Origin of the sequence: Shewanella sp. WE21 (assembly GCF_002966515.1) — a bacterium.
In the GTDB taxonomy this organism is placed as follows: Bacteria; Pseudomonadota; Gammaproteobacteria; order Enterobacterales; family Shewanellaceae; genus Shewanella; species Shewanella oncorhynchi.
In genome coordinates, this window is the sequence record NZ_CP023019.1 from 521118 (window position 1) to 541211 (window position 20094).

The following is a 20094-nucleotide window of genomic DNA, read 5'->3' on the forward strand; positions in this document are numbered from 1 at the left end:
CCTTTACGCAAACTGACGAACTTCGCCGTCACCTTCAATATTGGTTACGCAGCGAGTACAAAGTGTTGGGTGAGCCTCAATAGTGCCAACCTCTTCTCTGTGGTGCCAACAACGCTCACACTTCTCGGCAGTGCTTGAAGCAACCACTAATTTCAGTGATGCCAACTCAGTCTCAACCGCTTCCAATGTCGCATCGGCTAAAGGCAATACTTTGGCTTCAGAGGTCAACAACACAAATCTCAGCTCATCGCCGATATGGGTTAATTGCTCAGTCAAGGTAGCATCCGCAAACAAGGTCACTTCAGCTTCTAATGAGCCACCGATACGTTTGTCGCGGCGAGCTTGTTCAATCACTTTGTTGACTTCATTACGCACGGTTAGCAACTGCTGCCAATAGTCATCGCTCAAATCAGTCGCTAAGGTGACTGATTTCAAGCCTTGATACCATTCTTGGGTAAAGACATAAGCATCACGCTCGCCAGGCAGTAATTGCCATACTTCGTCAGCAGTGAAGCTTAGAATTGGCGCAATCCAACGCACCATGGCCTCAGAGATCAGATACAGCGCCGATTGACAACTACGGCGTGCATGGCCTTCTTGCTTAGCCGTATATTGGCGATCTTTAATGATGTCCAGATAGAAACTGCCTAACTCAACCGAGCAGAACTGCATCAGTTTTTGAGTCACTATATGGAAGTTATATTGATCATAGGCTTCGATGATTTCCTGTTGTAGCGCAGCGGCACGGCGAACAACCCAACGATCTAACGCCACCATATCTTCAACGGCCACTAAATCCTTAGCTGGCTCGAAACCGTTTAAGTTGGCTAATAAGAAACGCGCAGTGTTACGAATACGACGATAGGCATCGGCACTGCGATTTAAGATTTCGTCTGAAACCGTCATCTCACCGCTGTAATCAGTTGCCGCAACCCATAAACGCAGAATATCGGCGCCTAATTTGTTGGTTACCGTTTGTGGTGCAATGACGTTACCAATAGATTTTGACATCTTACGGCCTTTACCATCGACGGTAAAACCGTGGGTAAGCACTTGCTTATACGGTGCTTTGCCATTCATTGCGGTTGAAATCATCAAAGATGACATAAACCAACCGCGATGTTGATCGCTGCCTTCAAGATACAAGTCAACACCGTGTCCGTGGAATTCAGGACGCGCCGCTACTACTGATGAGAAGGTTGAGCCAGAGTCATACCAAACGTCCAAAGTATCAGTGACTTTACGGTATTGTTCCGCTTCATCACCCAGCAATTCTGCGGCATCAAGATCCCACCAAGCTTGGATACCCTGCTGTTCGATACGATTCGCCACGCGTTCCATCAGCGACACGCTATCAGGGTGTAACTCTTCGGTTTCTCGGTTCACAAACAGCGTGATAGGCACACCCCAAGTACGTTGGCGTGAGATACACCAGTCAGGGCGGTTTTCAACCATTTTTTCGATACGACTTTGGCCCCAATCAGGGATCCATTGGGTTTGTTCGATTTCTTTCAATGCTTGCGTACGTAAGCCGTGGTTATCCATAGAGATGAACCACTGCGGTGTCGCGCGGAATATTATTGGTGTTTTGTGGCGCCAGCAATGTGGGTAGCTGTGACGGTAAGCCACGTGATTCAGCAAGGCGCCTTTTTCTCTCAGCAAAGCTACAACGTTATCGTTGGCTTTAAAGACATGTTGTCCAGCAAAAAACTCAGTGTCAGGCTTGTATACACCGTTGTCGCCAACAGGGTTTGCGACTTCTAAACCGTACTTTTGACCGACAACAAAGTCGTCTTGACCATGACCTGGTGCAGTATGAACGATACCGGTACCCGCATCAGTAGTGACGTGATCGCCTAAAATTGCAGGCACATCAAAATCCAAGAACGGGTGATTAAAGCGGACAAGCTCAAGCGCGGCACCTTTGGTTGTACCAAGCACTGTATGGCTTTCGATGTTATAGCGAGTCAGGCAAGATTCAACCAAGACTTCAGCTAAAATAAGCGCTTGCGTCACACCGTCTTGTTCGAATTCGACTAAGCTGTAATCCAGTTCAGGACTCAAAGACAAGGCGCGGTTCGCTGGTAGCGTCCATGGCGTGGTCGTCCAAATGACCATAGAGACAGAATGCGAGTAATCGCTTACCCCAAACTTAGCCGCAACGGCTTTGCTATCGGCAGCCACAAACGCCACATCAATAGCAGGTGATGTTTTATCTTCGTATTCCACTTCAGCTTCAGCTAAGGCAGAACCGCAATCAGTACACCAATGCACTGGCTTAACGCCTTTATGTAAGTGACCACTCTCAATCACTTTCGATAAAGAACGAACGATATTAGCTTCCGTTGAAAAATCCATCGTTAAGTACGGATTTTGCCAATCACCCAGCACACCTAGACGGATAAAGTCTTCACGTTGACCGTTAACTTGCTCTGCAGCGTATTTACGGCATTCTTCACGGAATTCTGCCGCAGAGATTTTTTGACCTGGCTTACCCACTTTTTGCTCAACTTTCAGCTCAATAGGCAAACCATGGCAATCCCAACCTGGTACATAAGGCGCGTCAAAACCAGACATGGTTTTTGACTTAACAATAATGTCCTTGAGGATTTTATTAACTGAGTGACCAATATGAATACTGCCATTCGCATACGGTGGGCCGTCATGCAAAATGAAGGGAGTACGGCCAATTCGGCTATCACGGATCTGTTGATACAAACCGTCTTTTGTCCAGCGCTCTAACATCTCTGGCTCGCGATTTGCCAAATTACCACGCATCGGAAACTCTGTTTCCGGCAAATTCAAAGTAAATTTATAGTCGCTCATTGATCCTATACCGTTAATTAAACTGATAAATTTCAGCCTGCATCATTACCAAATAAAGCTCTGGCTTCATTTGCATCATTTAAAATCTGTTTTTTTAGCGCATCCAATGAGTCAAAAGGTTGCTCATCTCGGAGTTTAGCCACCAACTCGACTTCAACATGTTTGCCGTAAATGTCACCTTCAAAATCAAAAAGATGCACCTCAAGCTGACACACTTGACCGTTCACTGTCGGGCGAAACCCAATATTGGCTACGCCCTCATAAATATCGCTGTTATCCCAATAACATTTAACCGCAAACACACCGCGTACCGGCACAACATTGCGCTTTAAGGCGATATTAGCGGTGGGGAAACCAATTGTGCGGCCAATTTTTTGCCCATGCGCTACACGACCACTCAAGGTAAAAGGATGTCCTAATAGGCGTCTCGCCTGTTCAAGATTGCCCTTTGCCAATTGTTCACGCACAGCAGTCGAGCTCACTCTTTGCGAGCCCAGCATAAAACTTTGAGTGCTGACCACAGTAAATCCATATTGGATACCCGCCTGCACTAGCATTTCAAAATTGCCTTTACGGCCTTGACCAAAACAAAAATCATCACCGACGACGAGGTATTTGACACCCAGTTTGCGGACCAACAATTCTTCAATAAAATGCTCTGCAGGTTGATTAGCAAAAGTGCGATTAAAGTTAACACACACTAACCGCTCAACCCCGAGTTCATCGAGTAAAATGACTTTATCACGTAATAAACTTAAACGAGCCGGCGCGTTGTCGCCGCTAAACAATTCTTGCGGCTGAGGTTCAAACGTCATTAATGTCGATGGCAGCGATAACTGCTTCGCCTTCTGCACTAAGTTCGCAATCACCTGTGCATGACCACGATGGACGCCGTCAAAATTACCTATAGTCAATACACACCCGTGGTGGGATGACAAAATGTTATGTATACCGCGGATTAATTCCATAACGTTAGACAACTGCCAAGCGCAAATCGGCTGATTATATAACAGCTAGCGATGAGAATCAGCAATCAAGCTCCCCGTTTAATTGACCAAGGACGAATTCCGAGCAAAAGCAGACACAATAAGTAACTGACTGCCCCAACTAAAATTAAGCCTATCAAGGCTTTCGCACGATCGAACAAATGCCAATCTAACCAAATTTGTTGTGAAGGCAAAAAGTAATACAAGACTACCACCATCAAGGCTGTAGAGACCACGGCTTTAGCAAAAAACACCATAGTCGGCCTAGAAACACGATAAACGCCAGCTAAATGTAAGCCTCGGTATAGTAATGTGGCGTTAAGTAATGCTGACATCGAAGTCGCAATCGCCAGTCCAACATACCCAAAAGGAATAGCAAACAGTAAGTTAAAGCCCATGTTTGTGATCATGGCAATAATGCCATAACGCACAGGTGTTTTGGTATCTTGACGAGAGTAATAGCCAGGAGCAAGCACCTTAATCAGCATAAAGCTAAGCAAACCACTGCCATAAGCCATCAAACTATAGGAAGCCATTTCAACATCATGCAATGAAAAAGCACCGCGCATAAATAATACCATCAACATAGGCTTTGCGAGCACGATCAATCCCATCATAGCCGGTAGACCTAGCAGTAGAATCGCTTTAATCCCCCAATCCATCGTCTTGCCAAAGCCCGCACCTTCGTCATTCACATGGTTTCGTGACAGCGCAGGTAAAATCACAGTAGCAATCGCGATCCCAAACAATCCTAAGGGAAATTCGAGTAAACGGTCGGCATAATAGAGCCAACTTATTGAACCCGTCATCAAAAAACTGGCGATAAATGTATCAAATAGCAGGTTAATCTGTGAGACAGACACGCCAAACAATGCTGGGATCATCAAAGTTCTGATTTTCACCACGCCCGGGTGATGCCAGCCCCAAGAAGGCTTGACGAGCGCATTTTCACGCAATAAAAAGGGAATTTGAAATAGGAACTGAATCAAACCACCACAAAAAACGCCCCAAGCCAAGGTAATCTCAGGCTGGGTCGATGTAGGCGCATAGAAAATAGCCGCCGCAATAATTGCCACATTGAGAAATACGGGTGTAAAAGCCGATACCGCAAAACGACCTCGGGTATTTAATATTGAGCCCGCTAATGCCGTAAATGTGATAAACCACAGATAAGGAAAAGTAATTTTAAGCACAACGGTAGCGAGTTCAAATTTAGCACCATCTGGCTCGTTGTTAAGCCAAGCGATGAACCAACCACCACCGAATAAAGCTGACAACACAGGTGATGCAACCACCCCCAAAAGGGTCACTATTGTCACTAGTAAACCTAATGTGCCCGCAACTTTACTCAATAAATCACGAGTCTCTTCTGCGGTATGTTTCTCTTGGTACTCAGTTAAAACAGGTACAAACGCCTGTGCAAAAGCCCCTTCAGCAAACAAACGGCGTAAAAAATTAGGAATTTTATTTGCAAAGAAAAACACATCAGCACTTGTCCCTGCGCCCATCAAATTAGCAACAACCACATCCCTAACTAGACCTAAAACTCGGGATATCAATGTCATAGCACTAACAATCAGGCCAGATTTTAATAATTTTCTACTCAAACGTCCCCCAGACCCATATCGAATTGATTAGGTGATACATCTCAAAAAATCGATTCAGGCTCTGTCACACTGCGGTAATAGCTGCTAGAATTGCGCCACATATTACACGAGTTGGGTCGAAGATAGCCAAGGCAGGTTGGATTAATTTATCTTTATGATGAATATTCAATCATAGTCATTGACAAAGTGACTAAATGCAGGCATATTCCTCGGCCTTTAAAAGTATCAAATCCAGTTTTTAGGAGTTGCACCTTGGCTAATAGCAAGTCTGCAAAGAAGCGCGCGCTTCAATCTGAAAAGCGTCGTCAGCATAACGCCAGCCGTCGCTCAATGTTACGTACATACGTTAAAAAAGTAATCGCTGCAATTAAAGCAGGCGATCACAAAACAGCAACAGAAGCTTTTGCTGTTGCACAACCAATCGTTGACCGTATGGCGACTAAAGGTCTTATTCACAAGAATAAAGCCGCTCGTCAAAAGGCACGTTTGAACGCTAAGATCAAAGCAATCGCTGCTTAATCTATAAAATAGCAAATGAAAAAAACCGGCAATTGCCGGTTTTTTTATATCTGAAAAACACTATTAATGACAATAAATGTTGTTCAATAAGTGAATCATCTCCCGTACTTCATCACTCTTGAGTGAATAAAATACCGTTTGCGCTTCTTTGCGTGTGGTTACTAAATTATCTTTGCGTAACCAAGCAAGGTGTTGTGATAGTGCCGATTGACTTAAGCCTAATTTTTTATTCATTTCGCCAACGCACATTTCTCCTTCATTCAATAAATAACAAAGAATAAATAAACGGCGTTCGTTCGCGAGTGCCTTTAATAGCACTACGGCATGATCAGCTCGCTCCTGCATTAATTCAATATTCATTACGCACTTTCTCTCCTAAAACTAACCCCTGCGCTAATATAGCGTCGCCTTACGGATATAGTCGGGACATAAAGCACACTTTTTGCTAGATTGTTTTTAAAAATGGGACATGCTTAATAAAAATAAAGGAAATCTAATGAAGCCCTATCAAACTACACTTCTCTCGAGTCTTTTAATCGGGGGGTTAAGTGCGTGCCAAACTCAAGTAGAAACCGCCCCTAGTGAAGTCATTCAATTACAACAGGCAGCATTATCTTCGCAATTAAGCTATGACTTAGTCGAATCACTCACGGTTGAAGTGGGTCCAAGACTTGCAGGTAGCCCAAAGGATATCCTCGCCGTTAACTGGGCGATAAATAAACTGACCAGCCTTGGTTTTGACCGTGTTTATAAAGAAGCCGTACAAGTGCCAATTTGGGAGCGCGGTGAAGCCAAAGCCAAAATCACCGTCCCTGTAGAACAGCCGTTGGTCATTACTGCGCTTGGTGGCAGTATTGCGACTCCTGCTGGAGGTATACAAGCTAAAATCGCGCGTTTTGATAGCCTAGAGGCATTACAACAAGCCAAGCCTGAAGAGGTGCAAGGTAAGATTGTTTTTATTGACCAAAAAACAGAGCGCCATATCACTGGTGAAGGTTATGGTAAAAGCGTTGGTGGCCGCTCGAAAGGGGCAGTCGCTGCAGCACAAAAAGGCGCAGTTGCTATCGTGATCCGCTCTATTGGCACAGATCATGACCGCATGGCCCATACTGGCATCATGCGCTACCAAGATGGCGTGCCTAAGATCCCCGCGGCTGCCATGTCAAATCCCGATGCTGATTTGGTTGGTGCATTGCTAAAACGCGATCCTAATGCCCTGCTCGAATTGCATATGTCGCCAAAAAACTTAGGTTTTAATACTTCTTACAATGTCATTGCCGAAGTAACGGGCAGTAGTAAGCCCAATGAAATAGTGCTCATTGGTGCTCATTTAGATTCCTGGGATGAAGGTACTGGCGCGATTGATGATGGCGCTGGTGTCGCCATTGTGACGGCTGCAGCCAAGCACATTCAAGATCTCCCCATAAAACCCGCTCGCACTGTTAGAGTCGTGCTATATGCCGCTGAAGAGGTTGGGCTCGTTGGCGGTGAAGCGTATGCAGAGGCTCATAAAGCTGAATTACCGCTGCACTACATAGCTGCAGAGTCTGATTTTGGGGCCGGTAGAATTTATCAAATCGATACTAAAGTGAATGAGAACATATTCACAGAAGTACAGCAAGCGCTCAGCCCTATGTTATTCAATGGCGTTGCACTGGGCAATAACCAAGCTTCTGGCGGGCCAGACGTGTCTATGCTCCCTGCCTTAGGTATTCCAGTTGCATCTTTGAGGCAAAATGGCCACGATTATTTCGATTACCATCACACACCGAATGATACCTTAGATAAAATCGACCCTGCCGCATTGGCTCAAAACGTCGCCGCCTACGCACAATTTGCTTATATCATGGCAAATTCAACGATGACATTAACGCCTTTAGTCACCCAATCTGAAAAATAGGCCATCAATGATATAGAGAACAGCATTAGCTGTTCTCTATCAATTAACATCTTATCGATATTTCGCTATTGCTCTTCACGTAAAAACGTTGGATTTGTTGGGGAACTCTGCTCTTCACTATAATAATAACCAGCAACATTAAATGCTTTTAATTCATCTAAAGTGTTAATTTGATGCGTAATGAGATATCTCGCCATCATGCCTCTAGCACGCTTAGCAAAAAAACTGATCACTTTATATTGACCATTTTTACAATCTTTAAATATGGGTGAAATTAATTGCCCTTGAAGTTTTTTAGGCTTTATTGCTTTGAAATATTCATTAGATGCAAGATTGACAATAATATCACTACTCGTTTCAGCGAGCGTTTCATTTACAGCTTGTGTTAATGTCTCTCCCCAAAACTCATATAGGTTTTTACCTTTAGGATTAGAAAGCGCCGTGCCCATTTCTAAACGATAAGGCATAATTAAATCCAGCGGTCTGAGCAAACCGTAAAGTCCAGATAAAATACGTAGTTGTGACTGAGTTCGAGCAATTTCATCTTCAGACAATGTATCAGCATCAAAGCCAGTATACACATCGCCTCTAAAAGCAAAAATGGCCTGTTTTGCATTATCTAAACTAAAATCTGGCCGCCACTCCCCAAAACGTGCCGCATTTAAACCCGCAATCTTATCGCTCACCTTCATTAAAGTGGCGATGTCTGTAGGGGTCAATTGCCGACACACTTGGATCAACTCCTGACTATAAGTTAAAAAATCAGGTTGTGAATACACCTGCGTCAGTGGCGGCAGTTCAAAATCTAAGGTCTTCGCCGGCGAAACCAATATCAACATCAAAAACTCCCAACAGAAACAAAAATACATACCTATGATACTGAACGAGCATAAAAAAACCACGCTTTAACAGCGTGGTCTTTTCGATTACAACAATCAGTAATGCCTATTGTCGATACGCTAGGCTAATTAAAGCTTTTTAGCCGGCACAAGACTGGTATCTTGCCAAATATCATCATCAAGCTGATCCATCAACTCAGGAAATTTACTACGATCGAATTCTGGAGTCTTACCCGCTTTGATCTGTTCGCGATAATCATTGATAACCCGAATTGCCAGACCCGATAATAGTAATAGAGCAACAATGTTTACCGTCGCCATCAACCCCATCGAAACGTCAGCCAAGTTCCACACTAAACTTATCTTAGCGACGGCACCAAACATGACCATGCCAAGCACGCACAAACGGAATAAAGGCAGTGCTTTGGTACTATTTCCCATTAAGTACATCACATTTGTTTCAGCGTATGAGTAATTGGCTATGATGGATGTAAAGCAGAATAAGAAAATAGCCACCGCAATAAATGCACCACCCCAGTCGCCAACATGGGCAGACATGGCATTAATGGTTAATCGAATCCCATCATCACTCGAGCCAATATCCCCTGATAGCAGGATTATCGCAGCCGTTGCAGTACAGATAACGATAGTATCCGCAAACACACCCATCATCTGCACAAAACCTTGGGATGCTGGATGATTAGGGTTAGGCGATGCACTTGCCGCGACATTCGCCGCACTGCCCATGCCCGCTTCGTTCGAGAAAAGTCCGCGAGCAATACCCGCTTGCATTGCCTGCGCGACAGTATAAGCCACGCCGCCAGCGGCAGCCTCTTGCCAACCAAAAGCACTTTTCACAATTAAGCTAATAATCGCAGGTAATTGTTCTAAGTTGAAAATAACGATAATGAAGGCTACAAGAATGTAGGCTAAGGCCATAATGGGGACAAGAAATTCAGATACTCGCGCGACTTTACGTAGACCACCGACAATCACAAATCCACTGGCAATCACTAGCCCAATCCCTACATAGGTTGGATTAAAACCAAATACTCGCTCCATTGCACCGGTAATAGTGTTAGCTTGTACTGCATTGAATACTAAACCAAAAGCAATAATCAAAAAGACAGCAAATAAAATGCCCATCCATTTCTGACCCAATCCTTTTTCCATATAGTAGGAAGGACCACCGCGGAACTGGCCATTATGATCTCGGACTTTATAAACCTGCGCTAAGGTTGATTCAACCATAGCAGTCGCCATACCTAAAATAGCGATAAGCCACATCCAAAATACTGCACCTGGACCCGCTGCACCAATAGCAACAGCAACACCGGCCATATTACCAGCACCGACACGGGCTGCCATACTCGTACAAAAGACTTGAAATGAAGAAAGACCGCTATCGCAACCTTGCCGACTCATGGTCATAACTTTGATGGAATGTTTAAAGTGGGTTAACTGAATAAAGGCAAGTCTAATGGTGAAATAGAGACCAGCTCCTACTAGTCCATATACTAACAACTTACCCCAAAGTAGCGCATTCAAAAAATTAACTATGGTTTCTAACATATTATTTTACTTCTTCCCGTAGCAAATGCTCCTCTAATTGCAATTAAAGGTACAACATCTGTGGTGAATGAATCCTTCCAAGTTAAAGGTAAGAATTTCGGTAGATTTATTTTTTCAAATTATCCTTCCGTGAATTTACAACATCACGGCTACCGAATTCAACGCAGCAAAATAGCACAGTATTCGAAATTGCTCATGTGATCAAGCTCGCGTTTGCACAGTTAAACGTCATCGATATCACGTCTTATAACACTAGCTAAGCTACTGTTAAAGCTAGATTAACAAAAGGGCGAAGTTACGCTATTATTTTTAACAGCAAAAACAACTTTTAAAATTTGGATGTAGGGCACATTTTTGTAATAAAACTACAAATATAGTAACCCCATAGAAACTTCAATCATCTCTTGTTTGTTTTAGTGAGGCTTAACATGACACAAATACATGAAATCAATGCTCTGAAAAAGTACGTCAGAGCGACAAACTTTCTTGCGACCTCGCAAATTTACCTCAAACAAAACGTCTTACATAAACGTCCACTTGCCCATACTGATATCAAGCCACGTTTACTTGGCCATTGGGGTACCTGCCCAGGTATTAACTTTGTCTATGCCAACATTAACCGTTTGATAGTGAAGCATAACCGCTCTTTTATCTATTTAGTCGGTCCAGGCCATGGTTTTCCCGCTGTACAAGCAAACTTATTCATTGAAGGCTCTTTAAGTCATTTCTATCCAGAAACTATTCCCTACAATGAAACTGGCATCGAAGATATTTGTAAGAAGTTTTCTGCCGCTTATGGTTATCCTTCACATGCAAACCCTGAAGCACCTGGACAAATTCTTGAAGGTGGCGAATTAGGCTACTCACTCTCAGTAGGCTGGGGGGCAGTATTAGATAATCCAGATCTGATCGCAACCGTCTTAATTGGTGACGGCGAAGCAGAAACGGGACCATTAGCCGCATCTTGGTATGCAAACCGCTTAGTTTCACCAGCGACCAGCGGTGCAGTATTGCCAATTGTGCATATTAACGGCTATAAGATTTCCGGTCCTACCCGCATGGGACGTATGAGCCATGAAGAACTGGATCTTGAATTCCGTGGTCTTGGCTATTTCCCCATCATAGTTGATAACGAATTAGAAGAAGATATCTATGTGCAGATGACAAATGCCATGGATACTGCTTATACCATGATCAATGACATTCAACGTCGAGCACGCAGTGGCGAAGATGTAGTTAAACCAAAATGGCCAGTCATTTTAATGCGTACAGCCAAAGGTTGGACTGGTGTCAGTGAATATAAAGGTAAGAAATTAGAAGGTAACTGCGAATCGCATCAAGTAATCGTCAATAAATGTGCTACTGATAAGGGCCATTTAGATGCACTGGATAATTGGCTTGCCAGTTACGACTTCCAAGAACTCTATCAAATGAATGAAAAAGGCGAACTGATTTTTGATGCCGACATTTGTTCACTAATCCCACCCAAGCAACTTGCCTGTGGCCGTCAACATTTAACCTATGGCGGAGAAGTTGTTAGAGCATTAACCAATCCAGATCTTGAAAAACTCAGCTATGGCCCAGAAGTACCGCGTGGTCAACGTGGCTATTCAATGTTAAAAATGGGCGAATGGATGCGTGATGCATTCAAGTTAAACCGCGACCAACGTAATCTACGTATCTTTAGCCCTGACGAAACCTATTCAAATCAACTACAAGCTGTATTTGAAGAAACCGATCGTGCATGGCAGTGGCCAATTGAGAGTTGGGATGAAGATATGTCCCGTGAAGGTCGAGTCATTGAACTGCTTTCTGAAAACTTACTTTTTGGCATGCTACATGGTTACACAGTAACAGGCCGCCACGGCATGCTACCCACCTACGAAGCATTCTCACAAGTTATCTCATCGATGGCCGATCAGTACTGTAAATATGTCTACGCCAGCCAAGGCGTACATTTCCGTAAGCCACTGCCAGCCTGTAATGTCGTATTATCTTCATTACTTGAGCGCCAAGATCATAATGGCTATTCACATCAAAACCCATCTTTCCTTGGGGCTATGCTGGAGAAACATCCAAAAATAATCTCGGCTTACTTACCCGCAGATGCCAACAGCACATTGGTTTATACAGAGCGAGCCTTCGCTGACCGTGACAAACTCAATATTCTGGTTGCAGGTAAAAAAGAGTTACCACAATGGCTAAGCTTGGAAGAAGCGCGTAAACAAACAAAAGACGGAGTAATGGTGTGGGATTTTGCCTCAGATGAGAATCCCGATATTGTGCTGGCAGGTTGTGGTGATTATGTCACTCAAGAATGTATGGCTTCTCTAGTATTAATCAGAGAACTCCTTCCAAGAGTGAAAATCCGCTTCGTTAGTGTCACTGAATTAAGCAGTGATGGCTTAGGTAGCCGTAAATTTAAAGAAAAACCTTGGTTAATGGACGAAATCTTTACTCAAGATAAAGGCGTGGTATTCAACTACCATGGTTACCCAAATACAATCAAAAAGTTAATTTTTGATTACAAAGGCAGCCGTCGCTTCAGAATTAAAGGCTACGAAGAAGAAGGTTCAACAACAACGCCATTTGATATGGGTGTTCGTAACGGTACATCTCGCTATCACCTTGTAATTGATATGGCTTACAAGCTGTTCCAACAGGGCGTTATTGATGAAACTATGCACGTCTCTATTACCACTGATATGCTGCAAAGATTAGTTGACCACCGCAACTATATTAAAGCGAATGGTGTAGACCCAGTAGAAATCGAAAATTGGGTATGGACACGCTAATATAAACATCTAATTAACATTAGATTGTAATTTAAAGGCATTCTTCGGAGTGCCTTTTTTGCATTAAAAATACCAGTTACAGAATGACAACCTTTAAAAGGTTGATCTTAATACTGGAAAAAGTTAACAAACCAAGTGATAATTAACCGCTGGCTAAAATATCAAAGGATCCCCACACTAAGTGCTAGCAATGTTTTGCACAAAACCAGCAAAGCATATTGGTGGAGAATCATAATCAATGGACGTAAATAAAATGATGAAGAACACATTAAAAGTAGTATTACTGACATCTCTGCTTCCACTCGCAGCCAGCGCATCTCAGGAACTTACACCTTGGTATGTTGGTGCAGGTTTAGGCGTTAATAACTATGAGCACGTTGCCACTCAGAACGGTGAAGACAGTCCATACGCTTGGGATGTTTTCGCTGGCTACATGTTCAACGATTACTTCGGTGCTGAAATCGGCTTCCGTGATTTAGGTAATGCAGATTGGACTGAAGCAGGTATCAGTAATGATGTCAGCGTTAAAGGTTCAACATTAGGCTTAGTGGGTATTTGGCCTTTGGCTAACCGTTGGAGCTTATCAGCTGAAGCCGGTGTGATGTACTATAGCCTTGAAAACAGCCAAAACTTCAATAACCAATCCACTTCTTACAGTGATTCCGACTTTGCTCCATACTTGGGTGCAGGTGTTGGCTACAACTTCACTGACAACTTGAAGTTACAAGCTAAATATCGCCGTTATGAAGGCTTAGATGACAACGCTGGTGCCAGTGCCGTAGTTCCAGTCAATGCAGATAGCAACTATTGGGGCTTAGAATTAAGCTACCGCTTCGGTTCTGCTGCTGTTGTAGCTCCAGTTGCCGCAGCAATCGTTGCAGCAGCACCTGTTGATTCTGACAACGATGGCGTTTACGACGACAAAGATCAATGTCCAGCAACACCAGCAACTCACAAAGTTGACTCTGTTGGCTGTACTATCTATGAAAACGTGAAGAACAAAGAAGACGTAGGTTCAATCCAGTTTGCTAACGATTCTGCTGTAGTTAAAAATGTTTACTACAAAGACATCGAAAGATTAGCTAACTATTTGAACAAAAACCCAGCTTTCACTGTTGAAATCGCTGGTCACGCCTCAAATGTAGGTAAACCAGAATACAACATGGAATTGTCTGACAAACGTGCTGACGCCGTTGCCAAGATTCTTGTAGAGAAATATGGTATCAGCGGAAGCCGCGTAACTTCTAACGGTTACGGTGTTACTCAGCCATTGGTTGCTGGTGATTCAAAAGAAGCTCACGCTGCGAACCGTCGCATCGAAGCTATCGTGACTACCACAACAAAACAACCTGTTCTGAAGTAATAGTACTTACTGAAGTAAAAAGTCGCTGCTTGCAGCGACTTTTTGTTTTTGTGGGGTATACACTAGGACAAGCGACGCCCTCTACTGCAGCCAAGATGATAGCCCGTAGCTCGAGCCATACCTTAATAGACATAAAATTGTCATTTTTGTAATTTTTTTACATTCAAGGTTGGAAAAGTTGGCAAAATCGCTTCTAATAGTCATCAGTGAATTCCGAGTTAAAACTGCTACCTGAGAAGGATGTTTTTCATGGCCAATACATTAGAGCAACTCAAGTTATATACCACTATCGTCGCTGACACAGGCGACATCGAAGCGATTAAACGCTACCAACCTGAAGATGCGACCACTAATCCATCACTCATCTTGAAAGCGGCTCAAATTCCTGAATATGAATCCCTTATAGATAACGCTATCGACTGGGCAAAATCACAAAGTACCGATCTCGTGCAGCAACTTGATGATGCCAGCGACAAACTAGCGGTCAATATCGGCGTAGAAATACTGAAACTCGTTCCTGGCCGTATTTCAACTGAAGTTGATGCCCGTTTATCATTCGATAAAGAAAAATCAATCGCTAAAGCCCATAAATTGGTTCGCCTATATAAAGAAGCGGGTGTAGATAAATCACGCATTCTGATCAAACTCGCTTCAACTTGGGAAGGCATTTGTGCCGCTAAAGAACTAGAGCAAGAAGGCATCAACTGCAACTTAACCCTACTATTTAGCTTTGCTCAAGCGCGTGCGTGTGCCGAAGCGGGTGCTTATCTCATTTCTCCTTTTGTAGGCCGCATACTTGATTGGTACAAAAAAGATACGGGTAAAGATTACAATGCCGTAAATGACCCTGGTGTCATTTCAGTGACTGAAATTTATAACTACTACAAACAACACGGTTTTGACACTGTTGTTATGGGTGCAAGTTTCCGTAATATCGGTGAAATTATTGAGCTAGCAGGTTGCGATCGTCTGACCATTGGCCCTTCTCTATTAGAAGAACTGGCTAATGCGCAAGTTGACATCACACCTAAACTGGTTGCAGCAACGACCACTGTCGCTGCAGAACCCCCATTGACTGAAGCGCAATTCCGTTGGGACTTTAACCAAGATCCAATGGCGGTTGATAAGCTTGCCGAAGGCATTCGAAACTTTGCGATAGACCAAGGTAAGCTCGAAGTCATGCTCACGGCTAAGCTCGCGAACTAAGCACTCTGGAGACGGTGAAATGACACTCTTGACCCAAAGCTCAACATGGCAAGCTTTATCAGCACACAGTAAAAATATTCCGCATATGCGTGAATTGTTTGCAACTGACACAGCACGTTTCAATAAAATGTCGCTATCAGCCTGTGGTTTATTACTGGATTACTCTAAAAACAGAGCAACAGCGGAAACACTGGATCTGTTATTTGCGTTGGCAAGCAATAGCCAACTTGAAGCAAAAATCAAAGCGATGTTTGCAGGTGAAATCATTAACACCACAGAGAAGCGCGCCGTACTGCACACAGCGCTTCGTAGTACTGCAGAACAATCGATTATTGCCGAGGGTCAAGACATAGTTCCTGAAGTTCAACAAACTCTAGATAAGATGCAAGGGTTTGTGAACTCAGTGACGTCAGGTCAATGGAAAGGTTACACAGGTAAAGCGATAACCGATATTGTAAGTATTGGTATTGGCGGCTCTTTCCTTGGCCCCAAAATCGTCTCTCAAGCGTTGCGCCCTTATTGGAACCCCGAATTAAATTGTCACTTTGTGGCAAACGTCGACGGGACTTCTATTAGTGAGAAGCTGAAGTTATTGGATCCTGAAACGACCTTGTTCATCATGTCATCCAAATCTTTCGGGACACAGGAAACCTTAACTAATACCCTCACCGCAAGAGACTGGTTCCTGGCGAAAGGCGGTTTGCAGTCTGATGTAGCAAAACACTTTGTCGCAGTCACTTCAAACGTAGCAAAAGCGACAGATTTTGGTATCGATGCAAACAATATTTTCCCTATGTGGGATTGGGTTGGTGGCCGTTACTCTCTCTGGTCAGCGATTGGCTTGCCGATTACACTTTTGATCGGTATGGATAACTTCAGGGCTCTACTCACGGGTGCGCATCAGATGGATGAGCACTTCGCCACAGCGCCACTGACTGAGAATATGCCGGTTATCATGGGGTTACTCTCCCTATGGTACGGAAACTTCTTTAATGCTCAGTCCCATGTCGTATTAACCTACGATCATTACCTACGTGGTTTACCCGCTTATTTCCAGCAGCTCGATATGGAAAGTAACGGTAAGTCAGTCACCTTAAATGGTACTGATGTTGACTACAGCACAGGTCCCGTCATTTGGGGGGGCGAAGGCACTAATGGCCAACATGCCTACCACCAGCTATTACATCAAGGTACCGCACTAATCCCTGCCGATTTCATTATGCCGCTGCAAAGCCATAATCCTATCGGTGAGCACCATGACCAATTAGCGTCAAACTGCTTCGGTCAAACCCAGGCCTTAATGCAAGGTCGTACTTTTGATGAAGCTTTAGCCGAACTTGCTAATAGCGCATTATCCGCCACAGAGAAGCAGCTGATCGCTCAACATAAAGTCATGCCTGGTAACAAGCCGAGCAATACCTTACTTATGGATAAGCTCACTCCAAGTACCCTAGGCGCTTTAATTGCCTTGTATGAACATAGAACCTTCGTTCAAGGTGCTATTTGGGATATCAACTCCTTCGATCAATGGGGTGTAGAACTCGGTAAGAATCTCGGTAACGATGTGTTAGCACGCATTGGCGCAGAGCAAGATTCCGATGCTTTAGATGCCTCAAGCAACGCATTGATTAACCTTTATCGACAAGGCAAAATCTAATCGAACAAAAAGCCAGCAATTGCTGGCTTTTTAATTCTACCCCGTTCTTTTTATTAAATTTTCCTGCTTAACTCCGCTCTACTTCTGCATATAACATCAATGACATATCACTCAAAGTTCATTTCAACTTAACACAAATGAAACATAATTCTTGCACCCTGTTTTAAAAATATGTTATTTAATCGCTGACAAAACATACAACAACAGGAGGTTGCCATGGATCGTTTAGATTATGGTTGTGCGCTAGATGAAGTCGTTGAAAGACCCGATCGTTCGCGAGGCTCCAATAAAAAGCGTAAATGGCGTGAGATCGAAGCGTTAAAAGATAAGCATCGTTTGCTCAAAGAACTCCAAGAAATCGATAATAACTTTAACTACGACATTGATGCTATCCAGTTGTAATTACATGTTTATATGAGCTAGTTATCATTTCAAACATGAATAGAAAAGCGCCCTTCGGCGCTTTTTTTATTTACAACTATTGAAGCAAACAGAATATAAGCGGGGTATGACATTACGAGCCGGAGCTTTAAAAAACACATCAAAAAACAGTAAGTTACGATAAAAACCAACGTCATCGACACCGATAATGCTTTACAAATCCCAACCAACTTTGGCTCACGAGACATAGCTGTCTGAATAAAAGATGTGCTCATTAGCTGTATAAAAACACCAGATCAAGCCCACAACATGGGCCCAATAAACTAAAGAGTATTAGTCAGACGCTGTGAGATAAACCCGTAAATCTTCAAATTCTTTCTGCTCTCGATCCAGAAACAAAGGATCATCGATCAGCGATTTCTGACACTCTAACTCAATAACTTGCCAATCTTGCTCAGTTAAGCTTTTGGCTAACAAAGGAAATATTTCCCGTTCCTCCATCTGCATATGTCGCTCTTGCAATGCGACATACTCTGCAAAGTCAACAATCAGTTTCTCGCGGGCAACCACAATATCACTGAGGATCAAGTTTAAAGTCGCCATCAAGGTCGCCGAGGATTGGATCACCGACTCATGTTCGGCACTCAATTTATCGATAGTATCGTTCGTTTTATGGGCTAGGTAGTAGGCATAAATAATGTCTTCAATGGGATGATGGCAACGTTCAGCATATCCTTGCATATATTCAACAATATCGCGCACGACGCTGAAGTTGATTGACTCACCTTCGGATAGTTTCATCTGCTTGTTTTTTAAAACATTTAGCAATACAGCTATATGTTTATGATCATGCATGAGTCTTTTAAGCATAATGCCTCCTGAATATGGGTCTGACTATTGATACTAGCCAAGTCGTGAACTAACACCAATATAACAGGCTAAAACCTGTTCACTTTATGACGTTGATCAAGTAAATCACATACCAAACAGTAAACAGACCACAAACATTAGCACGTCTCTGCATATTTCAGGGAAATTTAGCTGTTTATCTCACCACTTTGCGATTTCTAATCACTTTTTATTAGTAAATACCACAACCACATAGTCATTTGGCAAGCTGATGTAATTGCTGTTGTAGCTTTTTAAACTCAAGTCTTAATACTTGCTGCGATTCGATTTGCTGCGCTTCATCGACATCCTTAACTGCAAGATACGGGTAATCCTTGAGCAGTTTTTGTTCAAGCACGAATGCTTGCTCAGTCTCCTTCGCTTCGATGAGGACTTGTAACCGATGTAAATACTCAGTCAATGACACTTGGTTGATTTCAGCAGGCTCAGATAATTTTGGTGCATTCATAGACCTTGCAGCGATAGCGGGGCTAATTGCATCCTGCTGCTCAGTTGCTCCCAATGCGGCTTTAGCTTGCTGCATTTCCGTCTGTCTTTTATGTTCAGCCACGGCTTCTGTTTGCATGTTTAAAGATTGCATCGCTTCAGTATCAGCCATTCTTGCCATCGTTTGTGGCGCAGAGGCACTCATCACCATAGGACTTGGAGCAAGTGCATCTTCGACTTGAGGTCGATTCAGCACCAGCAGACCAACAACAAGCACTAACGATGCCGCGCTCGATAACGCCCAAGGATGGCGTCGCCAAACGGAACTTGGCGCTTCAACGGCGGTTATTTTGCTTTGATGCATTTCAGCTAAGTGAGTTTGCGCCAGCTGTAAGATATCTTGATCGAGTTGCTGCGGTGGAACCTCTAAGGCCTGTTGACGATACCAAGCCAGCACTTCCTGTTGTAATGCGCGCTCATCTGCACTTGAAGAATTACTCATGACCCGCCTCCTGCCATTTCGCGCTGACACAATCTTTTAGGCTTTGGTAAGCATAACGAATACGGCTTTTAGTCGCTTCTAAGGTCACGCCCGCAATGTCGCTAATGATGGCAGCCGTAAAACCCATTTCAATATTCAGGATAAATGCCTCTTTCTGAACTTGGGGTAACAGTGCGATACAGGTCTTTAGCAATAAGCTCTTTTGCGCTTCTTGCCACTGCACATCGGGTTTATCTTGCTCACCCGCCACAAAAGTATCGAGTCCTGCATCATCTTCATCAGTAGCGACTAAATCCACGGGCTTAACCGCCCGTACATGATCAATCAATAAGTTATGAGCGATACGATACAACCAGGTAGTAAACTTAGCACTGGCTTCGTAGTTAGCCGCAGCGCGGATCACTCGCCCCCAGGTTTCTTGATACAAATCTTCAGCTAACTGCTTATCACCTAACTGGCGTACAAAGTAGCGATAGAGTGCACCTTTGTGCTTCAGGTATAACTGTTCAAATGCTTTTGAATCGCCCTTGGCATAGCACAACATCAATTGCTCATCTGAGTGCTCATGGTTTGATAATTGCGCTATTGCTAATGCCACGGGAAATT

The 20094-nt window shown here is 43.6% G+C and carries 16 protein-coding genes and 1 pseudogene; 8 read left to right on the forward strand and 9 right to left on the reverse strand.

All coding sequences use genetic code 11. The features are described 5' to 3' along the window. Positions 1 to 3: 3 nt before the first annotated feature. The 3 genes from ileS to murJ form a co-directional block, all read right to left on the reverse strand. Positions 4 to 2826, reverse strand: a complete 2823-nt coding sequence (gene ileS, locus CKQ84_RS02170) for an isoleucine--tRNA ligase (protein ID WP_105249939.1) — start codon at positions 2824 to 2826, stop codon at positions 4 to 6. A gap of 32 nt (positions 2827 to 2858) precedes the next feature. After that, complete coding sequence (ribF, locus tag CKQ84_RS02175; protein WP_105249940.1) at positions 2859 to 3794, reverse strand: bifunctional riboflavin kinase/FAD synthetase; 936 nt, start codon at positions 3792 to 3794, stop codon at positions 2859 to 2861. Between the two features lie 65 nt (positions 3795 to 3859). Beyond that, the gene (gene murJ, locus CKQ84_RS02180) at positions 3860 to 5419 is read right to left on the reverse strand and encodes a murein biosynthesis integral membrane protein MurJ (protein ID WP_105249941.1); all 1560 of its coding nucleotides are present in this window, start codon (positions 5417 to 5419) and stop codon (positions 3860 to 3862) included. 252 nt (positions 5420 to 5671) lie between these two features. On the opposite strand from murJ, the gene rpsT reads away from it, so the two are divergent. Continuing rightward, positions 5672 to 5938 (forward strand): 30S ribosomal protein S20, encoded by a 267-nt coding sequence (gene rpsT, locus CKQ84_RS02185; RefSeq protein ID WP_011790375.1) that lies wholly within the window; start codon positions 5672 to 5674, stop codon positions 5936 to 5938. A gap of 63 nt (positions 5939 to 6001) precedes the next feature. Here rpsT and CKQ84_RS02190 read toward each other — a convergent pair whose 3' ends face one another. After that, positions 6002 to 6298, reverse strand: coding sequence for a metalloregulator ArsR/SmtB family transcription factor (locus CKQ84_RS02190; RefSeq protein ID WP_006084975.1), 297 nt, complete (start codon positions 6296 to 6298; stop codon positions 6002 to 6004). A 136-nt stretch (positions 6299 to 6434) separates the two neighbouring features. Between CKQ84_RS02190 and CKQ84_RS02195 the strand changes: the two genes are divergently transcribed. Beyond that, positions 6435 to 7838 carry a M28 family metallopeptidase gene (locus tag CKQ84_RS02195; RefSeq protein ID WP_105249942.1) on the forward strand — a complete coding sequence of 468 codons (1404 nt, stop codon included), beginning with the start codon at positions 6435 to 6437 and terminating at the stop codon, positions 7836 to 7838. Positions 7839 to 7903: 65 nt separating this feature from the next. Here CKQ84_RS02195 and yaaA read toward each other — a convergent pair whose 3' ends face one another. Both yaaA and CKQ84_RS02205 read right to left on the reverse strand, forming a co-directional pair. Next, the gene (yaaA, locus tag CKQ84_RS02200) at positions 7904 to 8677 is read right to left on the reverse strand and encodes a peroxide stress protein YaaA (RefSeq protein ID WP_105249943.1); all 774 of its coding nucleotides are present in this window, start codon (positions 8675 to 8677) and stop codon (positions 7904 to 7906) included. 129 nt (positions 8678 to 8806) lie between these two features. Continuing rightward, entirely contained in the window at positions 8807 to 10249 is a 1443-nt protein-coding gene (locus tag CKQ84_RS02205; protein WP_028760928.1) for a sodium:alanine symporter family protein, read from the reverse strand. A 428-nt stretch (positions 10250 to 10677) separates the two neighbouring features. Between CKQ84_RS02205 and CKQ84_RS02210 the strand changes: the two genes are divergently transcribed. The 6 genes and pseudogenes from CKQ84_RS02210 to CKQ84_RS24165 all read left to right on the forward strand — a co-directional run bounded on the left by CKQ84_RS02210 (position 10678) and on the right by CKQ84_RS24165 (position 17688). After that, the gene (locus CKQ84_RS02210; protein ID WP_105249944.1) at positions 10678 to 13044 is read left to right on the forward strand and encodes a phosphoketolase family protein; all 2367 of its coding nucleotides are present in this window, start codon (positions 10678 to 10680) and stop codon (positions 13042 to 13044) included. 238 nt (positions 13045 to 13282) lie between these two features. Beyond that, on the forward strand, positions 13283 to 14407 hold the full coding sequence (locus CKQ84_RS02215; protein ID WP_173913136.1) for an OmpA family protein: 1125 nt from the start codon (positions 13283 to 13285) through the stop codon (positions 14405 to 14407). Positions 14408 to 14656: 249 nt separating this feature from the next. After that, positions 14657 to 15613 carry a transaldolase gene (tal, locus tag CKQ84_RS02220; protein ID WP_105249945.1) on the forward strand — a complete coding sequence of 319 codons (957 nt, stop codon included), beginning with the start codon at positions 14657 to 14659 and terminating at the stop codon, positions 15611 to 15613. 19 nt (positions 15614 to 15632) lie between these two features. Continuing rightward, on the forward strand, positions 15633 to 17270 hold the full coding sequence (gene pgi / locus CKQ84_RS02225; protein WP_105249946.1) for a glucose-6-phosphate isomerase: 1638 nt from the start codon (positions 15633 to 15635) through the stop codon (positions 17268 to 17270). 216 nt (positions 17271 to 17486) lie between these two features. Next, a pseudogene (locus tag CKQ84_RS24160) lies at positions 17487 to 17603 on the forward strand (DUF3545 family protein); the annotation flags it as partial. A gap of 31 nt (positions 17604 to 17634) precedes the next feature. After that, positions 17635 to 17688, forward strand: coding sequence for a hypothetical protein (locus tag CKQ84_RS24165; RefSeq protein ID WP_367870067.1), 54 nt, complete (start codon positions 17635 to 17637; stop codon positions 17686 to 17688). A 296-nt stretch (positions 17689 to 17984) separates the two neighbouring features. On the opposite strand, the gene CKQ84_RS02235 is transcribed toward CKQ84_RS24165, so the two are convergent. The 3 genes from CKQ84_RS02235 to CKQ84_RS02245 form a co-directional block, all read right to left on the reverse strand. After that, positions 17985 to 18521, reverse strand: coding sequence for a hemerythrin domain-containing protein (locus CKQ84_RS02235; protein ID WP_105249947.1), 537 nt, complete (start codon positions 18519 to 18521; stop codon positions 17985 to 17987). A 235-nt stretch (positions 18522 to 18756) separates the two neighbouring features. Beyond that, entirely contained in the window at positions 18757 to 19488 is a 732-nt protein-coding gene (locus CKQ84_RS02240) for a hypothetical protein (RefSeq protein ID WP_105249948.1), read from the reverse strand. After that, the gene (locus CKQ84_RS02245; protein ID WP_105249949.1) at positions 19481 to 20086 is read right to left on the reverse strand and encodes a sigma-70 family RNA polymerase sigma factor; all 606 of its coding nucleotides are present in this window, start codon (positions 20084 to 20086) and stop codon (positions 19481 to 19483) included. The genes CKQ84_RS02240 and CKQ84_RS02245 overlap by 8 nt, the downstream gene beginning before the upstream one ends. Positions 20087 to 20094: the final 8 nt, after the last annotated feature.